Source organism: Pontixanthobacter rizhaonensis (assembly GCF_012972675.1).
In the GTDB taxonomy this organism is placed as follows: domain Bacteria; phylum Pseudomonadota; class Alphaproteobacteria; order Sphingomonadales; family Sphingomonadaceae; genus Pontixanthobacter; species Pontixanthobacter rizhaonensis.
This window is the reverse complement of sequence record NZ_JABCRE010000002.1, coordinates 886,483-903,912: the sequence shown is the minus strand read 5'-3', so window position 1 is coordinate 903,912 and position 17,430 is coordinate 886,483. Positions and strand designations below refer to the sequence as shown.

At 52.7% G+C, this 17,430-nt stretch carries 18 protein-coding genes and 1 tRNA gene; 7 read left to right on the top strand and 12 right to left on the bottom strand.

Annotated elements, in window-relative coordinates; all coding sequences use genetic code 11:
- Positions 1 to 286: 286 nt before the first annotated feature.
- The 4 genes from HKD42_RS04270 to HKD42_RS04255 are packed head-to-tail and all read right to left on the bottom strand — an operon-like array spanning position 287 to position 5,388.
- Positions 287 to 1,744: an efflux transporter outer membrane subunit gene (locus tag HKD42_RS04270; RefSeq protein WP_170010609.1), complete on the bottom strand. Its 1,458-nt coding sequence runs from the start codon at positions 1,742 to 1,744 to the stop codon at positions 287 to 289.
- Positions 1,745 to 1,752: 8 nt separating this feature from the next.
- Entirely contained in the window at positions 1,753 to 3,321 is a 1,569-nt protein-coding gene (locus tag HKD42_RS04265; protein WP_170010607.1) for a DHA2 family efflux MFS transporter permease subunit, read from the bottom strand.
- The gene (locus HKD42_RS04260; protein ID WP_170010605.1) at positions 3,318 to 4,463 is read right to left on the bottom strand and encodes an HlyD family secretion protein; all 1,146 of its coding nucleotides are present in this window, start codon (positions 4,461 to 4,463) and stop codon (positions 3,318 to 3,320) included. The genes HKD42_RS04265 and HKD42_RS04260 overlap by 4 nt, the downstream gene beginning before the upstream one ends.
- Before the next feature lie 40 nt (positions 4,464 to 4,503).
- A complete protein-coding gene (locus tag HKD42_RS04255) occupies positions 4,504 to 5,388 on the bottom strand; it encodes an alpha/beta fold hydrolase (protein WP_170010603.1) in 885 nt (294 codons plus the stop codon).
- Positions 5,389 to 5,464: 76 nt separating this feature from the next.
- On the opposite strand from HKD42_RS04255, the gene HKD42_RS04250 reads away from it, so the two are divergent.
- The gene (locus tag HKD42_RS04250) at positions 5,465 to 5,938 is read left to right on the top strand and encodes a MarR family winged helix-turn-helix transcriptional regulator (RefSeq protein ID WP_170010601.1); all 474 of its coding nucleotides are present in this window, start codon (positions 5,465 to 5,467) and stop codon (positions 5,936 to 5,938) included.
- Between the two features lie 164 nt (positions 5,939 to 6,102).
- On the opposite strand, the gene HKD42_RS04245 is transcribed toward HKD42_RS04250, so the two are convergent.
- From HKD42_RS04245 to HKD42_RS04220, 6 genes are all read right to left on the bottom strand, one after another.
- A tRNA-Leu gene (locus tag HKD42_RS04245) sits at positions 6,103 to 6,186 on the bottom strand.
- Between the two features lie 474 nt (positions 6,187 to 6,660).
- Positions 6,661 to 7,998 (bottom strand): APC family permease, encoded by a 1,338-nt coding sequence (locus HKD42_RS04240; RefSeq protein ID WP_170010599.1) that lies wholly within the window; start codon positions 7,996 to 7,998, stop codon positions 6,661 to 6,663.
- Between the two features lie 26 nt (positions 7,999 to 8,024).
- A complete protein-coding gene (locus tag HKD42_RS04235) occupies positions 8,025 to 8,471 on the bottom strand; it encodes a hypothetical protein (RefSeq protein WP_170010597.1) in 447 nt (148 codons plus the stop codon).
- Positions 8,468 to 8,701 carry a hypothetical protein gene (locus HKD42_RS04230; protein WP_170010595.1) on the bottom strand — a complete coding sequence of 78 codons (234 nt, stop codon included), beginning with the start codon at positions 8,699 to 8,701 and terminating at the stop codon, positions 8,468 to 8,470. The genes HKD42_RS04235 and HKD42_RS04230 overlap by 4 nt, the downstream gene beginning before the upstream one ends.
- 170 nt (positions 8,702 to 8,871) lie before the next feature.
- Positions 8,872 to 11,232: a heavy metal translocating P-type ATPase gene (locus HKD42_RS04225; protein WP_211483488.1), complete on the bottom strand. Its 2,361-nt coding sequence runs from the start codon at positions 11,230 to 11,232 to the stop codon at positions 8,872 to 8,874.
- Positions 11,219 to 11,512: a hypothetical protein gene (locus tag HKD42_RS04220; RefSeq protein ID WP_170010593.1), complete on the bottom strand. Its 294-nt coding sequence runs from the start codon at positions 11,510 to 11,512 to the stop codon at positions 11,219 to 11,221. Before HKD42_RS04220 ends, HKD42_RS04225 begins: the two co-directional genes overlap by 14 nt.
- Positions 11,513 to 11,640: 128 nt before the next feature.
- On the opposite strand from HKD42_RS04220, the gene HKD42_RS04215 reads away from it, so the two are divergent.
- Positions 11,641 to 11,913: a metal-sensitive transcriptional regulator gene (locus tag HKD42_RS04215; protein ID WP_170010591.1), complete on the top strand. Its 273-nt coding sequence runs from the start codon at positions 11,641 to 11,643 to the stop codon at positions 11,911 to 11,913.
- 45 nt (positions 11,914 to 11,958) lie between these two features.
- Here the strand turns inward: HKD42_RS04215 and HKD42_RS13390 are convergent, their stop codons facing one another.
- Together HKD42_RS13390 and HKD42_RS04205 are read right to left on the bottom strand one after the other, a co-directional pair.
- Positions 11,959 to 12,294, bottom strand: a complete 336-nt coding sequence (locus tag HKD42_RS13390) for a hypothetical protein (protein ID WP_211483487.1) — start codon at positions 12,292 to 12,294, stop codon at positions 11,959 to 11,961.
- Positions 12,295 to 12,321: 27 nt separating this feature from the next.
- Positions 12,322 to 12,789: a DUF411 domain-containing protein gene (locus tag HKD42_RS04205; protein ID WP_246236726.1), complete on the bottom strand. Its 468-nt coding sequence runs from the start codon at positions 12,787 to 12,789 to the stop codon at positions 12,322 to 12,324.
- A gap of 234 nt (positions 12,790 to 13,023) precedes the next feature.
- On the opposite strand from HKD42_RS04205, the gene HKD42_RS04200 reads away from it, so the two are divergent.
- The 5 genes from HKD42_RS04200 (at position 13,024) to HKD42_RS04180 (ending at position 17,401) form a co-directional block, all read left to right on the top strand.
- On the top strand, positions 13,024 to 13,302 hold the full coding sequence (locus HKD42_RS04200; RefSeq protein WP_170010589.1) for a hypothetical protein: 279 nt from the start codon (positions 13,024 to 13,026) through the stop codon (positions 13,300 to 13,302).
- Positions 13,299 to 13,739 carry a periplasmic heavy metal sensor gene (locus HKD42_RS04195; RefSeq protein ID WP_170010587.1) on the top strand — a complete coding sequence of 147 codons (441 nt, stop codon included), beginning with the start codon at positions 13,299 to 13,301 and terminating at the stop codon, positions 13,737 to 13,739. The genes HKD42_RS04200 and HKD42_RS04195 overlap by 4 nt, the downstream gene beginning before the upstream one ends.
- The gene (locus HKD42_RS04190) at positions 13,736 to 14,314 is read left to right on the top strand and encodes an RNA polymerase sigma factor (RefSeq protein WP_170010585.1); all 579 of its coding nucleotides are present in this window, start codon (positions 13,736 to 13,738) and stop codon (positions 14,312 to 14,314) included. The genes HKD42_RS04195 and HKD42_RS04190 overlap by 4 nt, the downstream gene beginning before the upstream one ends.
- 118 nt (positions 14,315 to 14,432) lie before the next feature.
- Positions 14,433 to 16,289 (top strand): copper resistance system multicopper oxidase, encoded by a 1,857-nt coding sequence (locus tag HKD42_RS04185; RefSeq protein WP_170010582.1) that lies wholly within the window; start codon positions 14,433 to 14,435, stop codon positions 16,287 to 16,289.
- Positions 16,286 to 17,401, top strand: coding sequence for a copper resistance protein B (locus HKD42_RS04180; RefSeq protein WP_170010580.1), 1,116 nt, complete (start codon positions 16,286 to 16,288; stop codon positions 17,399 to 17,401). The genes HKD42_RS04185 and HKD42_RS04180 overlap by 4 nt, the downstream gene beginning before the upstream one ends.
- Positions 17,402 to 17,430: the final 29 nt, after the last annotated feature.

Below are 17,430 nucleotides of genomic sequence, written 5' to 3'. Positions count from 1 at the left end.
TAATAATTATTTGCGCAAGCCAAAAGTGTGTAAGGTTTTGTGTAAGTCTTTCGCCCAAAAGAGCGCTGACAGAGGGTATATGAAAATTGGTCGGTGGCATCAGAGCGGACCACCGGCGCCTTCAGGCTCAGCCCCCGGAGGTCTGTCGTCTTGGCGTGCGTCGTTTGGGGCTTCTGCAGGGACACAAGCAAGTGCTTAACCGAGAGATGCCCTTAGCATTGGCAAGAAATTTATGTAAGAATGTCTCGTAATCAAGGTCGCACATTGCGAGTACAATCCATTCTACTCAACCGCCCTCATCCGGCTCAGACCACCCTAAGCCTAAGCTCTTTTGAACGGAGACAAATGAGGTCACCATATCAGCGGTCGCAGTAAGCTGTGCCGTCTGCGCTTCTAATCTTTGCAAGGTTGAATCGATTACTGAAATGCGTGTTGCTGTGCCTCCGCGTAACCGCACAGCAACAAGTTCCTCGGCATCCCTTGCGGCTTTGCTGGAAACTGCCAGTTCTAAAACTCTCTGCCGTTGCCCTCCAAATCGTGTCAGTGACTGTTCCGCTTCGGACAATGCGTTCAAAACGGCCCGGTCGTAATTGGCCGCCGCTTCAACAGCTCCGGAATCAGCTTGAGCGATCCGTGCGTTGACACGGCCAAAGTCGAGAAAGCTCCAATTGATGCGTGGGAGAAGCAAGGCCGAGAGGTTTCCGGTATCAAGAGTATCGCCGATTTCCGACCCACCAAGCCCTAGAACTCCAAAGAAGCTGACCGATGGGAAACGCTGTGCATTCGCAACCCCGATCCGGGCATTGGCTGCCTGCAACGCGCTTTCAGCGCTGCGAATGTCTGGGCGACGCTGAAGGAGCGATGCGGGGTTGCCGACCGAGACTTCAATGGGCGGCAGAGGGATTGATCGGACAGGCATCAGGTCGACATCTAGCGAACCGGGAACATTGCCAGTCAACAAGGCGATTTGGTCGGCAGTGGCTATCTTTTCAGCTTCGGCGGCACTGAGGGTCGCTTTGACCTGTGCTATTTCACCATTCATCTGGTGCAGGATAGCGTCAGACGCGGTGCCGTATTGGACCCGAGTGCGCTGCAAAGAGAGTTTTTCTTGTTGTAGATCCAATACCAGTTGAAGCGTTGCGGTTTCATTCTGCACGCGCCGATATGCAACATATGCCGTCGCTATTTGGGCCGCGAGTGACACGTGGACATCCGCCAGCTCCGCTCGCGCTACCTCGGTTTCGGCAAGCGCAGCGCGGGCATTGTTTGCTCGGGCTCCGAATAAATCCACTTCCCATGATGTGTTGATGCCAAGATTATAATAATCGTTGTCCGAACCGGTTGTTTCGACGCCTTGCTGATTGCCTGCAAAGGGGCGGTCTCTGGAAATCGGAGACTCGATTGCTATCGCAGAGCCAGAAACCGTTGGCATACGGTTTGCCCGCTGCTCAGCCGCGAATGCAAGCGAACGGTCCACTCGTGCCAATGCTATCGACACCTCCGGACTGTTCGCGAGACCTGCATCGATCAAACTCGTCAGGGTTGGGTCGTCCAACGTGGCCCACCAACGGTTGACAGGAGGCGCTGGAACAACAGTCGCAAATGACCTTTGAAACGATGGGCTATATTCATCAGCGATTCCGGCACTTCGCGGGACTGCATCGCTTGCCGTCGAAGCGCAGGACGCTGTCAGCGGGGCGGCGATGGCCAGCAATAAATGCGAGCAAAATCTATTTCGGTTCATACTGTCTCTCAATGCATCATCCCAGAACCTTGCCGCAGTGGACGTAAGATCAGCGCCAACGGAATGGTAAGTGCCACAACGAATCCGAGCGCAAGGAATAGGTCGTTATAGGCCATGACGAAGGCTTGTTCGGAAATCTGTGCGTGGAGCACAGCATAGGCTCTCTCAAGCCCTTCTCCCGTTCCCAGATCGAATTGCTTGGACATTCTCGCCAACCACTCTTGTGTGACCGGATTGTTCGCGGAAATGGCTTCACTTATGCGAAGCTGATGAAATCCTATGCGCTGTTCTTGGAGCGTGGCCATCGCTGCAAGGCCAATCGATCCGCCTAGGTTTCTGGACACATTGAACAGGCTCGCAGCATCGGGGGCGTCTAGTTCGCTTACTGCCGAGATTGCGGCTTGGTTCAGATAAAGAAACAACAATGCCTGAGCGAGGCCACGTAGGATTTGCGAAGCTGTAAAAGCTCCGCCGACAGTGTCCGCCGTCAATTCAGTGTCCAACAGCGCGCTTAAACAAAGCATCGAAAGTCCGACAACTACTGCGATCCGCACGTCTACGGTCCGAAACAGCCACGGAATAAAAGGCATTAGCAAGAGCATCGGGATGCCAGAGAGGACAAGGACCTGGCCAGCTTGAAGGGCATTGTATCCGGTGATCAGCGCCAAAAATTGCGGGATCAGATAGATGACGCTGTAGAGCACCACGCCAAAAACCAACGAGATCAAAAACACACTACCAAACGCTCTGTCCCTGATGAGAGACAGTTTGAGCACCGGTTGGTTCGCATAGCGTTGACCGATTGCCAGCGAAACAAATCCAACCACAGAAAGTATGGTCAATCCAACGATGAATTTCGATTCAAACCATAACTCACGGTGCCCCTCTTCAAGAACTACGGTCATGCAGCCCAAACCTATCACCAGCCCTGCGATCCCGAACCAGTCGGCATCCGCCAATTGAGCATCCCCCTTTTTGTCACTGGGAAAGGCCGTAGCAATTAGTGTCAGAAGCAGGGCGCAAATCGGAACATTGATATAGAAAGCGTAATGCCAGCTCCAAGTTTCGGTCAGCCACCCACCCAGAATTGGTCCCATGATCGGACCTAGGATTGCAGTCGCACCGAAGGCAGCGGTCCCAATCGCTTGCTGTGACGGCGGTAAGCGTGTGGCTATGATGGTGAAGGCCGTCGGTATCAGTAGCCCTCCTGCCAAACCTTGGCCCGTTCTGCCGATGATCAAAGTTGTAAGATCGGCTGAAAGACCGCAAATCACAGAAAATAGAGTGAAGAAAGATGCTGCAGTCAGAAGCAAATTGCGCAAGCCAACCAGCCGTGTCAGCCACGCGCTCAAAGGAATGATGATAACTTCGGCAACCAGAAAGGATGTTGCGACCCATGTCGCCTCGGCACTGCTGGCCCCGACTTCCCCCTGAATTGTTGGCAGAGATGCATTCACGATCGAAATGTCGAGCGTGGCCATCATTGCCCCGATTGTTCCTGCAAACACCGCAAGCCAATCCTGCAGGCTTGCACGGCGCTCTTCGGTCGGTTGGTCAGGAATGGCTGCGGCGGTCATCGCCTTGAGCTGGTCGCCATCTTGCGTGATTCATCTTCGAGATTTTCTAAGTCTTCATCCGTTCCTTTGGTGTTTACGGATACAGTCGCCGACAGTCCCGCCCTCAAGAACTTTTCAGCGGTGGGACCAGCGAAGATACGGATTCTGACTGGAATACGCTGGACGATCTTGGTGAAATTCCCCGTGGCATTTTCGGGTTTTATGAGGGAAAATTCGGCTCCAGTGGCCGGGGCAAGGCTCTCCACTTCACCGCTTAATGTGGCTCCGCTCAGTGAATCGATCTCTATACTGACAGGCTGCCCGACACGGATTCGTGCGAGCTGCGTCTCCTTGAAATTTGCGATGATATAGAGCTCACGCGAGGGCACGATGGTCATCAACCTTTGTCCCGGCTGGACGAATTGACCGACACGAACCGTCTTGCTGCCGACTGTGCCAGCGACTGTTGCGCGAATAATTGTGTCTTCTTGCGTTTCCACCGCCTGAGCCAATTGTGCCGCGATGACATCACGCTGGGCAAGGGCTACGCCAATCTGCCCGCGTAGCGCTGGAAAACGCCCCTGTGCCGATGCCAACGCTTTTTGGCGGACATTTCTCTCAGCTTTGGCGCGATCTACATCGTAGCGGGAATTATCATATCGCTCGACTGTTTCGGCACCGGCTTCCGAAAGTACAGCGTAACGTCTCGCGCTTCCTTTGGCATATTCAACCCCGACAGTTGCCGCTTGGACTTGGGCACGTGCTTGTGCGACCGAACTAGATTGTTCGTCAACGGCTGCGCGAGCTGCCACAATTTGTGCATTGGCTGCCGCTAATTGAGCGCGAAAGGCGTCAACAGTTGATTGATAATCACTCGCATCAATTCTGGCGAGTGGCTGCCCAATTTCAACGAACTCGTTGTCGCTTACTAGGACTTCGCGGACATAACCTGTGACCTTCGGCGCGACTGGGACAGAATCGGCTTGGACGTAAGCGTTGTTGGTCTCTTCCTGAAACCGGCCCACAGTAATGTAGCCGTAGCCCCAATATACTGCCGCAATCAGGCCAAGGCAGACTGCGATGAGCAGCGCAATTCGTAGCCTTGGCCGAGTTGATTTGGCAGGCGGAGACTCCTGCGAGGTGTCATCAGTCTGATCTGTCATGCAACCAAAGCTGCCTTTTGCTGGGGACACCGCGTGTGTGTCATGGATTGAAATGACGTTTGTGGGTGAGATTTAGAAATCCGATGATCGCCTCGCAAAAGACATCATTGCGGTCACCGACGACCATGTGACCGGCGTCAGCGATATCGGTGAAGGCTGCTTTGGGAACCAGTGTTTGGAAATGCCGAACTGCGTCCTGCGACACCATATCACTCGTGCCGCCTCGAACCAAATGAACGGGCAATGTCAGTTTCTCTGCTGCTACGGAAAACTTTTCAGAAGCCTCCTCGTAGCTCTGTTCAGAACGCTCGCGAGCCTCCGAAACCTGCCGAATAAACTGCGGGTCCCAGTGCCAATAGAACCTCCCATTGTCTCTTGCGCGAAGATACCTAGCCAGATTGCGCGGCGCGTCCTTCTTCTTACGGTCAGGCATATATTTTGATATGACTTGGGATGCCTCTTCATGCGAAGAAAACCCATCATCCGCGTAGGCTTGCATGAACTCCACAACCCGCGACACTCCGGCCACTTCCATTTTTGGAGCGATATCAACGAGCGTTAGAGAAGCGAACTTTTGTGGGGCCAGTTCACCAGCAGCGATCAAGCCGGCTAGCCCTCCAAGCGATGCACCGATTAAGGCCGGCGGACGTGACAGCTTACCTGCGACAGATGCTAGGTCGCCCGCAAAATCGCTCATGTCATAGCCGCCTTCAGACGCCCATTCGCTCTCACCGTGGCCGCGCATGTCGATGGCAGTTGCCCTAAATCCGGCATCCGCAAGTTCATCAAGCGTTTTTGCCCAAGCATGACGTGTCTGCCCCCCACCATGTGCGAGTAGGACAGGAAAACCGTCCGCTGGGCCCTGTGCAGTGGCGCTGATTTGAAGGCCGTTATAGCCCTTGTATGTGATCGTTTTCGGGAGCATTGTGAGTCAGTATATTGTAATGCACCTTACAGTAAAGTCCTTTAATTAATCTACTCTCTGAGTTACCCCGCCTGCCATGACGAACAGCACCAAATCCGAAAGCATCGCGCCTGCGGAAAATTTTATCAGTGAATCGGATGAATTTGCGTTTCTTCTAGAGGAAGTACCCCGTTTGTTGCGCCGGGAATTCGAGGCATCAATCGCAGAATTTGGGTTGTCACGCACACAATGGCGAGCCTTGGCATATTTGACGAAAGCAGAGGGTCAGACGCAAACCGAGTTAGCAGCCTGCCTTGAACTAGAACGAGCAAGTGTTGGGAAAACTATCGATTCTCTTGAGAAGCTAGATTTCGTTGAACGCCGCAGCGTAGAAGGAGATCGACGATCTTGGCGGATTTTTCTAAAGCCAGCAGCGCGCAAGATCATCCCTGAACTTCGTGCCAAAGCCGACGCGGTTTATGGGGAGATGCTCAATGGTCTATCCGACAAAGACATTTCGACTACCCGAGCAGCGATGACCAAGATCGCCCAAAACTTAGGTAGCTCGTAATGTGCTTTTATCACTTCGTCCTGTTTCGGCTACCGGCATGTTCCAGCAACTCGAAGCGTTAACGAAGCGCCACTATGGGTCGGCTGCTGAAAGGGCAGTATTGAGCACCTAACACACCAAGAACAGGCTGTTCACAATCGACCAAAAAAGTCATCGCTATTTGATGGTGCGGCGGCGGGAATCGAACCCGCACTCCTCTCGGAACGGGATTTTGAATCCCGCGCGTCTACCAATTCCACCAGGCCCGCGCATCTCGACGCGACCGTCTTAGACGCGCCCGACTTCGGTTTACACATTGTTGGGCGCGCCTATGTCAAAACGCCCTGCATGATTTACGAAGTTGTTGTTTTTAAATGCAATCCGGAATTACTTTAGTCTCGTTTCTCCTTATATACTCAACCTTTTGAGTGGGACGAGACAACCGTAAGCTTCTGATAACAAGTTATAATTTTTCGGTCAAGCCATTTTTGTGTAAGGTTTTGTGTAAGTGTGTAAGACATGTGTAAGGGAATCCCACAAAAAGTGGGGCGCGACTAATGCTATACCCCCATCTCTCACTGGTCCGCATCCTGCTGTTCTGAAGCTTCCGTTGAATTGTCTAAACTGAATGGCGTTTGGCTGTATGTTGATCCAGTCAGATCGAACCGATGCAGCATTGAATTCGATTCGCCCTGACCAACGAGAATTCACCTGTCAGACAAAGGCATCACCGCCCTACCCTATCAATGCGCGTGATCTGACTGCGATGGCTTAGAGTGCTCGTCACTTCGCCGATGCGACAGATAGTATTTCTCGAACGCAAAAAATCCGGCAATCCCGGCAAAGGAGATTGCTATGATCATTGGATCGCTCGCTGCCTTCATGGTCAGGAATGCTCCAAGAACAATCAAATCCAGAATGATCGCGCTTAGCAAAATCCAGCTTTTAGCTCCGACATCGTCTTTAAGATGACGATAAACGCCCCAATGGATGATCATGTCCATCACCAGATAAAATATCGCCCCCAATGATGCTATCCGGCTCAAGTCAAAGAACGCAGCCAAAAGGCCTGCGGCAATTACGGTGAAAACCAGCGTGTGCTTTTGAATGCCCCCAGGCATTCCAAAATGGCGGTGCGGAATGAGGTTCATGTCCGTAAGCATCGCCAGCATGCGCGATACTGCAAAAACACTGGCAAGAAGCCCCGACGCGGTTGCGACAATGGCGACGCCAACCGTGAACCATACGCCATATTCACCGAAGGCAGGACGGGCCGCCTCTGCCAGCGCATAATCTTTGGCAGCGGCGATTTCATTGATGCTCAGCGTTGATCCGACGGCAAGCGCCACTGTCATATAGACGATCAAGCATATCCCCAGAGATATCATGATTGCGCGCCCGACATTTTTCTCAGGCTCAACAACTTCACCGCCGCTATTGGTGATCGTGGTAAATCCCTTGAATGCTAGTATGGCAAGCGCAATCCCGGCAACAAAGCCAGTCGGAGAAGCTGTTTCGCTTGGGGCGGTTTGCGTAAACTCGAACGTGAACCCGGATGCCCAGAGAATTGTGAGGGAAAAAATCAGTATCCCACCGATTTTCAGGATTGCGGTGATTGAGGATATCGCGCCGATAATCTTGTTGCCCGCTATGTTCACGATAAACGCGAAGACGATCAAACCAATCGCCAATATCGGAACCAGCACGGAATCGCGGCCTATATCGAACAATTGAAGCGTGTAGGTTCCGAAAGTTCTCGCAACCAAGCTTTCGTTGATGATCATCGAAAAGGCCATCATCAAGGCGGCTGCGCCGGTAATAGTAGACGGCCCATATGATTTTTTGAGGATCATAGCGATGCCGCCAGCTGACGGATATTTATTGGAAACCTTGATATAAGTGTAGGCGCTGAACCCGCTGATCACGGCCCCGATAAGGAACGCTAGAGGAAATAGCGGTCCTGATAATTCGGCGATCTGACCCGTTAACGCAAATATGCCCGCACCGATCATCACACCGGTCCCCATCGCTACGGTTCCCGCTAGCGTGAGAGTGTTCTTGTTATATGAGCTGCTTTGCATCTGCTTTGCCTTTGGCATTTCGAGGGTCAGGATTGTGGCTGGCGCCTTGCAAACCAGAGGGTTATCAGCGGGACGACGATCCACATTAGGATGGGAACGAGTCCAATATTTGTGCCCGGGAGTAAGGGCATGAGCTCGCTGTATCGCCAGCCCCAACCCGATTCAGATGGTACGTTGGTGGCAATCTTTTCGATGATTACCGTAATTCCAAGACCGGTCAGCAGATAGGTGCCGATCTTTCCAAAATTTGGGCGATGCATCCAATGCCTGTCTCGATTCAATATCGAGACCACCGTGTATGCCAGCACCAATATCCCGGCATCTCCAAATGTTGCTCGCGTGCAGCCTAGCGTGCTTTCCCAGGAAGTTGCCGCCCCGACATCGAAGAAAGGCATTTGGAGCATTTCCCAGATGAAGGACGTAAAGAAGCCAAACGTAGCGATATGGACTTCGGGTGCTTTATCAATTTTCACTTATCGTCAATCGGACCAAATCGCGCCGCTCGGTCTGCAAACTGGTTCATGTGCAATGCTGCTTCAATCGTCAAAGGATGCTGTGTCGCGTCCTCTCTGGGCGAAATGATCTCTGCCATTTCACGGACCTTGTCATAGGTCTCGGCTGGTTGATCCGCGAGCAAGGCAAGGACAATATTTTCCAGCGCAATGACACGGACACGAAGCTGGACGAGTTCAGTGTTGGTCATTTCGGGATCATTGGAGCCGCGTTTGTCTATTTTTGGTTGGTGCCCTCCCTCATTATCCCAACGAGAAAGCGCCAACGGCAGATTATTCGATCGCTTTGAGTCATCATTTTTCGCCATGCCATGCTCCTGTTTTCATTAGTTGTTGGATCGCTTCATTTCGTTCGCGCAGATCACAGCGCTTTGCGGCGCAAGCGCAAGGCGTTGGCGATTACAGAGACAGACGACAGGCTCATTGCTGCCGCTGCTATCATCGGGCTGAGCAAGATGCCGAACCACGGATAGAGAATGCCTGCCGCAACCGGCACGCCAAGCCCGTTATAGATGAACGCAAAGAACAGGTTCTGCCGGATATTACCCATTGTTAGTTGACTGAGGTGGCGGGCTTTGGCGATGCCGCCAAGATCACCTTTTACCAGCGTGATCCCTGCGCTTTCCATTGCCACGTCGGTGCCAGTGCCCATCGCAATTCCAACATCGGCTTTGGCGAGAGCGGGAGCGTCATTGATGCCATCTCCTGCCATTGCAACCATCTTACCCGCCGCTTGTAGCTCGCTGATGACCCGGTGCTTGTCTTCGGGTGACACATTGGCGTGGATTTCATCAATGCCAATCATCTTGCCAACAGCTTGCGCGGTAGCTTCTGCATCGCCAGTAAGCATAACTACTCGGATATTGGCTTTGTGCAGCGCCTTGATCGCTTCTTTTGTGGTCGGTTTGATCGGATCGGCGACACCAATCAGACCAGCAGGTTTACCATCGACAGCCACAAACATCACCGTTTGTCCCTGCGATCGGCCATCCTGCGCCTTGGCAATCAGCTCCGCACTGGTGGCACCAAGCCGGTCCATCATTTTTTCATTGCCGATGGCGACGCGCTTACCGCCTGCGCTGGCTTCAACCCCTTCGCCGGTGACCGACTGGAAGTCTGTTGCTGCTTCGAATGAAAGTCCCTTGTCCTTTGCGCCGGTCACAATTGCGGCTGCCAGCGGATGTTCGCTCGCCATTTCAATAGCGGCAACCAGCGCCAGCATTTCGTCGCCATCAAAACCATTTTCAGGTTCGACCGAAACCAGCTTGGGCTTGCCCTCTGTCAATGTCCCGGTTTTGTCGACGACGATGGTATCGATCTTTTCCAGAGTTTCGAGCGCCTCGGCGTTCTTGATCAAGATACCGTTTTGCGCGCCCTTGCCGGTGCCAACCATGATAGACATCGGAGTGGCAAGGCCAAGCGCACAAGGACAGGCGATGATGAGGACTGCGACTGCGTTGACCAAACCATAGGCCAGCGCCGGTTCTGGACCCCAAATCGACCATATAATGAATGTCGCAATAGCGATCAGAACCACAGCAGGCACAAAAAGGCCCGCAACCGTATCAGCAAGTTTCTGGATAGGCGCACGGCTGCGCTGCGCTTCGGCGACCATCTGGACGATTTTGGCGAGAAGCGTGTCTTTACCCACGCGTTCGGCGGTCATGATAAAGCTGCCAGTCTGGTTGACCGTTCCGCCAGTGACACCATGACCTTCGGCTTTAGCAACCGGTATTGGTTCGCCCGTGATCATTGCTTGATCAATCGTACTGGAGCCCTTGGCGATAGTGCCATCAACAGGAACCTTGTCGCCTGGACGAACACGCAGGCGGTCACCGCTCTGCACTTGATCGAGCGATATTTCCTCTTCCGATCCATCCGCACCGACGCGCAATGCGACTGGCGGTGCTAGTTCGAGCAGTGCGCGCAACGCACTTGATGTCTGTCCGCGTGCTTTCAGTTCCAGCACTTGGCCCAATAATACCAGGGTCGTAATGACAGCCGCTGCTTCGTAATAGACAGCCACACCGCCATCATGGCCGCGAAATGCTTCCGGAAAAATGCTTGGAAAGAGTGTTGCGACCAGACTGAAGCCATAGGCAACCGCCACGCCAAGCCCAATGAGCGTGAACATATTGAGGTTCATGGTTTTGAGCGAGTTCACGCCGCGCACAAAAAACGGCCATGCGCCCCACAGAACTACCGGTGATGCCAGCAAGAGCTGCAACCATTGCGATACTCCCGGCTCAAATAAATCTTCAAACGGCTTGCCCGGAATAAGGTCGCCCATTGCATAAATAAACAGTGGGATGGAGAACACCGCGCTGACCCAGAAACGCTTGAGCATATCCAGATATTCGGGATCGGGGCCGGTATCGAGACTAAACGTCTCGGGTTCGAGTGCCATCCCACAGATCGGACAGGAACCCGGCCCTTCTTGACGGATTTCCGGATGCATTGGACAGGTGTAGATCGTGCCAGCTGGCAGATTATCTGCTACGTCTTGACGCTTTCCGGTGAGATAATGTTCGGGGTCGGCGACAAATTTGGTTTTGCATCCGGCTGAACAGAAATGATAATCATGCCCGTCATGCTGTGCATGATGCTCGCTCTTGCTCGGATCGACATCCATGCCGCACACGGGATCTTTTACGATCCCGGCAGAAGCCTCTTTATCTTTACAACAGCACGATTTGTCAGTCCCGGCATCATGCTTCGACATGATCAGCACCTGCAACCTTGCGGCTTATCCACGAGCGCAGCGGGATAACCAACAATGCAATATACCAACCATAGAGAAAGCTACCAACCGCCCCTGCAAGAAATCCCTGCAAAGTCAGCCATTCGAAACCCGGCAACCAAGGTGCCCAAGCTTCATGCATGTGCATAGATTGCGGTGCCAAAAGACCGAAGCCAATGCAGATGAGGTAGCTGAGAAGCAAAAACAGGCTCAGCGTCCAGCCCCAGACAAGGATTTGAGTGCGGTTTGAAACATGCGCCATTTCTAGCTCCTCTTGATCATCAGCGATATATACTATAGGGGGGTATAGTAGCATGATGGTTTAGTGTCAAGGTTGATGCGGCCATCTCTTTCGATTGATCACGCTCAAAAATTTGGCATAAGGACAACATGACAGACAAATTCACCAAAGAAATCGTGCGGATGCGAAAGATCGAAGGTCAGGCGCGCGGAATAGCTAAAATGATGGAAGATGATCGCTATTGTATCGATATCCTCCAGCAATTTTCCGCAATGGAAGCCGCCCTGCGCTCTACCAAAATGAAAATTCTGGAGATCCACACCAATCATTGCGTCGAGGAAGCTCTGACTTCCGGTAGCAAGGCTGACCAGAAAGAGAAAATTGCCGAGTTGGTGAACTTGTTCGGCAAGATGGGAAAATAGGCGGGTCGGAGCCTCGCAAAGTGAAGCCCCGAGCCGATTATCTGCTTATTCGGGTGTGTCTTTCTTGGGTTCCATCTTGCTATGATCCATCTTCGAATGGTCCATCGTTGAATGATCTATGGGTGGTTGCGCTTGGTCATTCGCTTCAGGCGCTGGCATTTTAGAGTGATCCATCTTGCTGTGGTCCATCTTCGAGTGATCCATCATCTTGCATGACATTTTGCCCTCGGTATCCTTCATCATCATGCCGGACATTTTCTTGCCGTCTTTCATCATTTCACATTTATGCTCGCCAGACTTATCGGCTCCATGTTCATGGGCCAACAGTGGTCCCGCTGTGATCAATGCAAAGCTACTCATTAAAATTGCAAATTTAGTCATCGTATTTCCTTTCGGGGGCTGGAGTGATTAATTGTAACTGGCGAAAACGCGCTGGCCGCTCTCGCCAAAAGCGATCACTTGATAAGGCTGTGTTTGATTCTGGTACTCCATACCGGGTGAACCGACTGGCATTCCTGCAACGGCAAGGCCTTTCACTCCGGCAGGCTTTTCCCGCAGCAATTTGGCAATAGCTTCAGCGGGCACGTGCCCCTCAATAACATATCCCTCGACAATCATGGTATGACAGGATCGGAGCGCCCCCGGCACACCATTTGCGTCTTTAACAGCGGCCATATCATTGCTGTTCCGTGTTTCGACGTCCTGCTTCATATTCGTTTCAATATGCTCGGCCCATTTCTCGCAGCAACCGCAGCCCGGATCACGGAACATGACAAGCGGAGCAGCCTGCGCCGCAGTCGTGCAGGCTGCAAGCGAGAGAAGCAAAGCCGTGCCCGCTGTTCGATGCGTAATTACTTTCCTCATTTTAGTCAGCATGGTGTTATCCTTCATATTCACGTTGATTTTTCTCGATGGTAATGCGCCCGTTCCACTGACCTCCAGCGGGGTTATGATCGCGATGAGAGCTAGCAATACTCCCGAGTATTTTCTTCCATTGCTATTGTTACGGGCTAATTGCATTGACCCCTCAACGTAATTTGAAATTATTTTCGAGGGGTAGATGACTTCCGCCGCGTATTAGCGGTAAGAAATTTTTCTCATGAGGCCGATATGACCAGCAATCTGGACAATATTTTGAACACACTGAAGGCAGATGGCATTGAGCCGTTGCCAGCGGATTTTAGTAGCTCAGTTTGGTCCCGCATCGGCGAAATCCAAGAACGACGTAGCGCTTATAAAAGCAACGCTCTTGCTGGAGTCATGTTTCTGGTCGCAATCGGAGCAGGCTTTGGCACCGCTGAACAACCAGTTATGGCGCAGACAGGCTTTAGCTCCCTCACTGATGGACCAGATTACTCACCCGCTGGCTTGTTGAGTATATCGCAATGAAAATCGGGCCAGTTCGTATCATAATTTTGCTGGCCCTCGCGCTTGCGGCGGGTTGGCTAGGTTCTTATTGCGCCAATTACTGGTCGCAGCGGGATGTCGAAACGCAAGGCATTCACAGTTTCGTACATGACGAACTTGATCTGACCGATAGTCAGCTGAAACAGCTTGAGGCGCTTGAAGCGAATTTTGCGGTAAAACAGAAATCGCTGGAATTATCGCTCCGGGCGGCGAATGCTGACCTTGCGGCTGCGATGGAAGCTGAGCATGAATATGGTCCCAAAGTCAGCTTGGCTATTGAAGCGGTGCATGAGAAAATGGGCGCTCTGCAAAAAGCAACTGTCGAGCATATTTTCAACATGCGCCGTCTGCTTACTGATGAGCAACAAAAAGCATTTGATGCCCGTGTCGGCAATGCGCTGACCGCCAATCAGGAATGACGCTATCAGCGCATGATGACGCGCAACAACCAGATGGCGCGCTGATAGCGCTGGCACATTCGGGGAAGCGGCAGGCATTTGATGTGCTGATGCGCCGACATGAGCCAAGAATGACCAATCTTGCCCGCAGAACAATGGGTAACAATTCCGACGCTGAAGATGCGGTTCAAGAAGCAATGGCGGCGGCCTGGTTTAAACTTGGCCAGTTTGATCAATCGCTTCCCTTTGGTCCGTGGATAACGCGCATTGTTTTAAACAAATGCAGGGATCAGCTTCGCAAACGAAAAGTCATGAAGCTTTTTGATTTCGGGCAGGGCAATGAGGTCGAACAAGTCGCTTTGGATAGCCCGGATCAGCACGAAAGCGCAGAGGCAGTTCAGTCCCTGCAATTTGTACAAAAAGAGATCTCCAACCTACCCGCTCGGCTCCGGGAAGCCTTGCTACTCGTCACTTTCGATGGCCAAAGCCACGCAGAAGCCGCGACAATTCTGGGCACCACAGAAAAAGCGATAGAGACGCGAATTTACCGTGCGAGAAATCGGCTTCGAGAAAAATTGGAAAAGTTCGAAGGCTAATCATGCTTTTATTGATGGCCCAAGCTATCTGAATTGTCGGCAAAAACCCGATTTTATTTTGAGGGCAAAGGCTGCTGCTCACGTAACAGATATAATAGCCCTTATCCGAAAGATAGAAATGACTAAACTTAATCGAAGAAATTTTTTGACCGTAGGCGCTGGCGCAGCGGGCTTTGGCTACATGGCAGCCGCTATTCCGGCATGGGCGCAAGGGCACAGCGTGCATGGCGGCGGTGACACTCTTATCCCGGCCGGTTTTGACGAGGTTAACGGCGAAATTATTGATCTTTCGATTGGGAGCGGTCACCGGATTGTCGAAGGGCGACGAGGCCCTGGGATTGCTGTCAATGGTAGTGTTCCCGGACCACTTATTCGGCTGAAAGAGGGACAGAATGTCCGTCTCAATGTCACCAATAATCTTGGTGTCGACAGCTCCATCCACTGGCACGGCCTATTGTTGCCATTTCAGTTTGATGGCGTTCCCGGCATTAGCTTTCCAGGCATAAAGCCGAAAGAAACCTTCGTTTATGAATTTCCGATCCGGCAATCGGGCACTTACTGGTATCATAGCCATTCGGGACTGCAGGAACAGTCTGGCCATTACGGGCCGATGATCATTGAGCCGCGCGGCGGCGACCCGATTAAAGCCGATCGTGATTATATATTGCTACTGAGCGATTTTACGACGCTCGATCCTCATTTTGTTATGAACCGGCTTCGTACTGGCGAAGGCTATTTCAACCGCCAGCAAAATACGATGACCGATGATTACCCGATGACCGCAGAGGAGCGGCGTATGTGGGCGAAAATGCGGATGATGCCAACCGACATTGCCGATATTGGCGCGCCCACTTACACCTTCCTAGCCAATGGTCGCGGACCATCCGAAGGATTGGAATATCTATTCCGCGCGGGTGAACGGGTGCGACTACGCGTAATCAACGGTTCGGCTCAGTCTTTCTTCAATGTCCGCATTCCGGGTCTCTCCATGAGCGTTGTCGCCACTGATGGTCAGGCCGTGCGCCCGGTTGAGGTTGATGAGTTTCAGATCGGCACTGCCGAGACCTATGACGTGATTGTCGAACCAAGCGGCGCAGAAGCTTACAGCATCGTTGCTGAATCTATGGACCGCTCCGGAATGGCACTCGCTACTCTGGCAAGCCGCCCCGGCGCCCGCGCCGCAGTTCCGGCATTGCGCGACCCACCTCTGCTGACGATGGCCGATATGGGCATGAATCATGGTGAAATGGATCATGGCAGCGGCGATAAAATGGACGGCATGAATCATGAACCAAAGACCAAAGAAACTATGGATCATGGCAAAATGGATCACGGCAAGAAAAAACCTGCCGCGTCAGCCGAGATCGACGGTATGGCAGGTATGAGTATGGCAGGTATGAGTATGGATGGCATGAATATGCGGGATACGTCTCTCCTGCCGCCCGATGTCGCAATTGGTCCGGGTGTCGATATGGTATCAATGGCACCCGTAGACAAAATGGGTGATCCGGGGCTTGGCTTGCGCGATGTCGATCACCGCGTTCTAAATTACCGGATGCTGGTTGCCCGCGATGCTAACACGGACACCCGTGAGCCCTCACGCTTGCTTGAGTTGCATCTGACCGGAAACATGGAACGCTATATGTGGTCGTTCGACGGACGCATGTATAGCGCAGTCAGTGACGTGCCCATCGGCTTCGCTTGGAACGAGCGGGTCCGTGTCAAGCTTATCAACAACACGATGATGGCGCACCCGATCCATTTGCACGGAATGTTCTTTGAAATGGTGAACGGGCAGTCACCTGCATTGCAACCCCGCAAAAACACCATGATCGTGCAGCCTGGAGCCAGCGCGCAGTTTGATTTGACAGCAAACGAGGCGGGCGATTGGGCGTTCCACTGCCATCTCCTTTACCATATGCATGGCGGGATGATGCAGACAGTGACGGTCGCTGGACCTGGAGCGGCCTCATGAGCCGAAGTTCAGTCATCATTTTGCCCGCTTTGGCAGCGGCGATGCTACCTGTATCGGCGCAAGCGAAGGATCATGATGCGCATCAGGGCCACGCGACCCCAGCGACTTCACCCGAGCCCGCCCCGTCATCTGCCCCGCAGGCAAAACCCATCGACCCGCACGCTGGCCACGTCATGCCAGCTCCGGCTGAACCAGACCAACCGTCCGGAATGGAAGATATGGATCATTCGGCCATGGATCACGGCTCGAAGGATCATAGCTCGATGAACCATGACGCATCGGAGCAGGACAAGGCGGACCATTCTACAATGGATCATGACGCTATGGATCATGATCAGATGAAAGGTGCAGCTTCGCCCGGTCCAGAAATGGAAACGCCGCCGCCAGCGGATGCGCCTACCAGCCCTCCGCGCGCTGCGGATGCAATCTGGGGCGCGGATGCCATGCGTGCATCGCGTGAGGATTTGCAGAAATCCCACGGCGATTATCCGCTTTTTTGGTTCCAAGCCGACCGCGCTGAAGTGCAGTTTCGGCAAGGTTCGGAAGGGTATCTATGGGATATTCAAGGTTATTATGGCGGAACCACTAGCAAGTTCTGGTTCAAGAGCGAAGGCGAAGGCAGCTTTGGCGAGCCGGTAGAGGATGCCGAAATTCAGGCCCTATACTCACGCGCGATTGCCCCCTTTTTCGATCTGCAAGCAGGCGTACGCCAAGATATTGCCGGCCCCGATACAACCCATGCGGTAATCGGCATTCAGGGCGTTGCGCCCTATATGTTTGAGATTGATGGAGCGATATTTCTTTCGCATCGCGGCGACCTCACAGCCCGGTTCGAGGCTGAACTCGACCAAAAAATTACGCAGCGGCTAATCCTGCAACCACGAACAGAAATTAACCTGTCCGCTCAGGATATTCCCGAACTCGGGATCGGCGCAGGGATTGATAACGTCGAACTTGGGCTCCGACTGCGCTACGAACTAAAGCGTGAATTCGCGCCCTATATCGGCGTCGAGCAAAGCTGGCGAGTAGGCGGTAGTGCAGATTATGCTTCCGCGCGCGGCGAAGACAACAGCGTTACCAATTATGTCGTTGGCATCCGTTTCTGGTTTTGAGCGCGCTTAATTTTTAGAAGGATAAATTT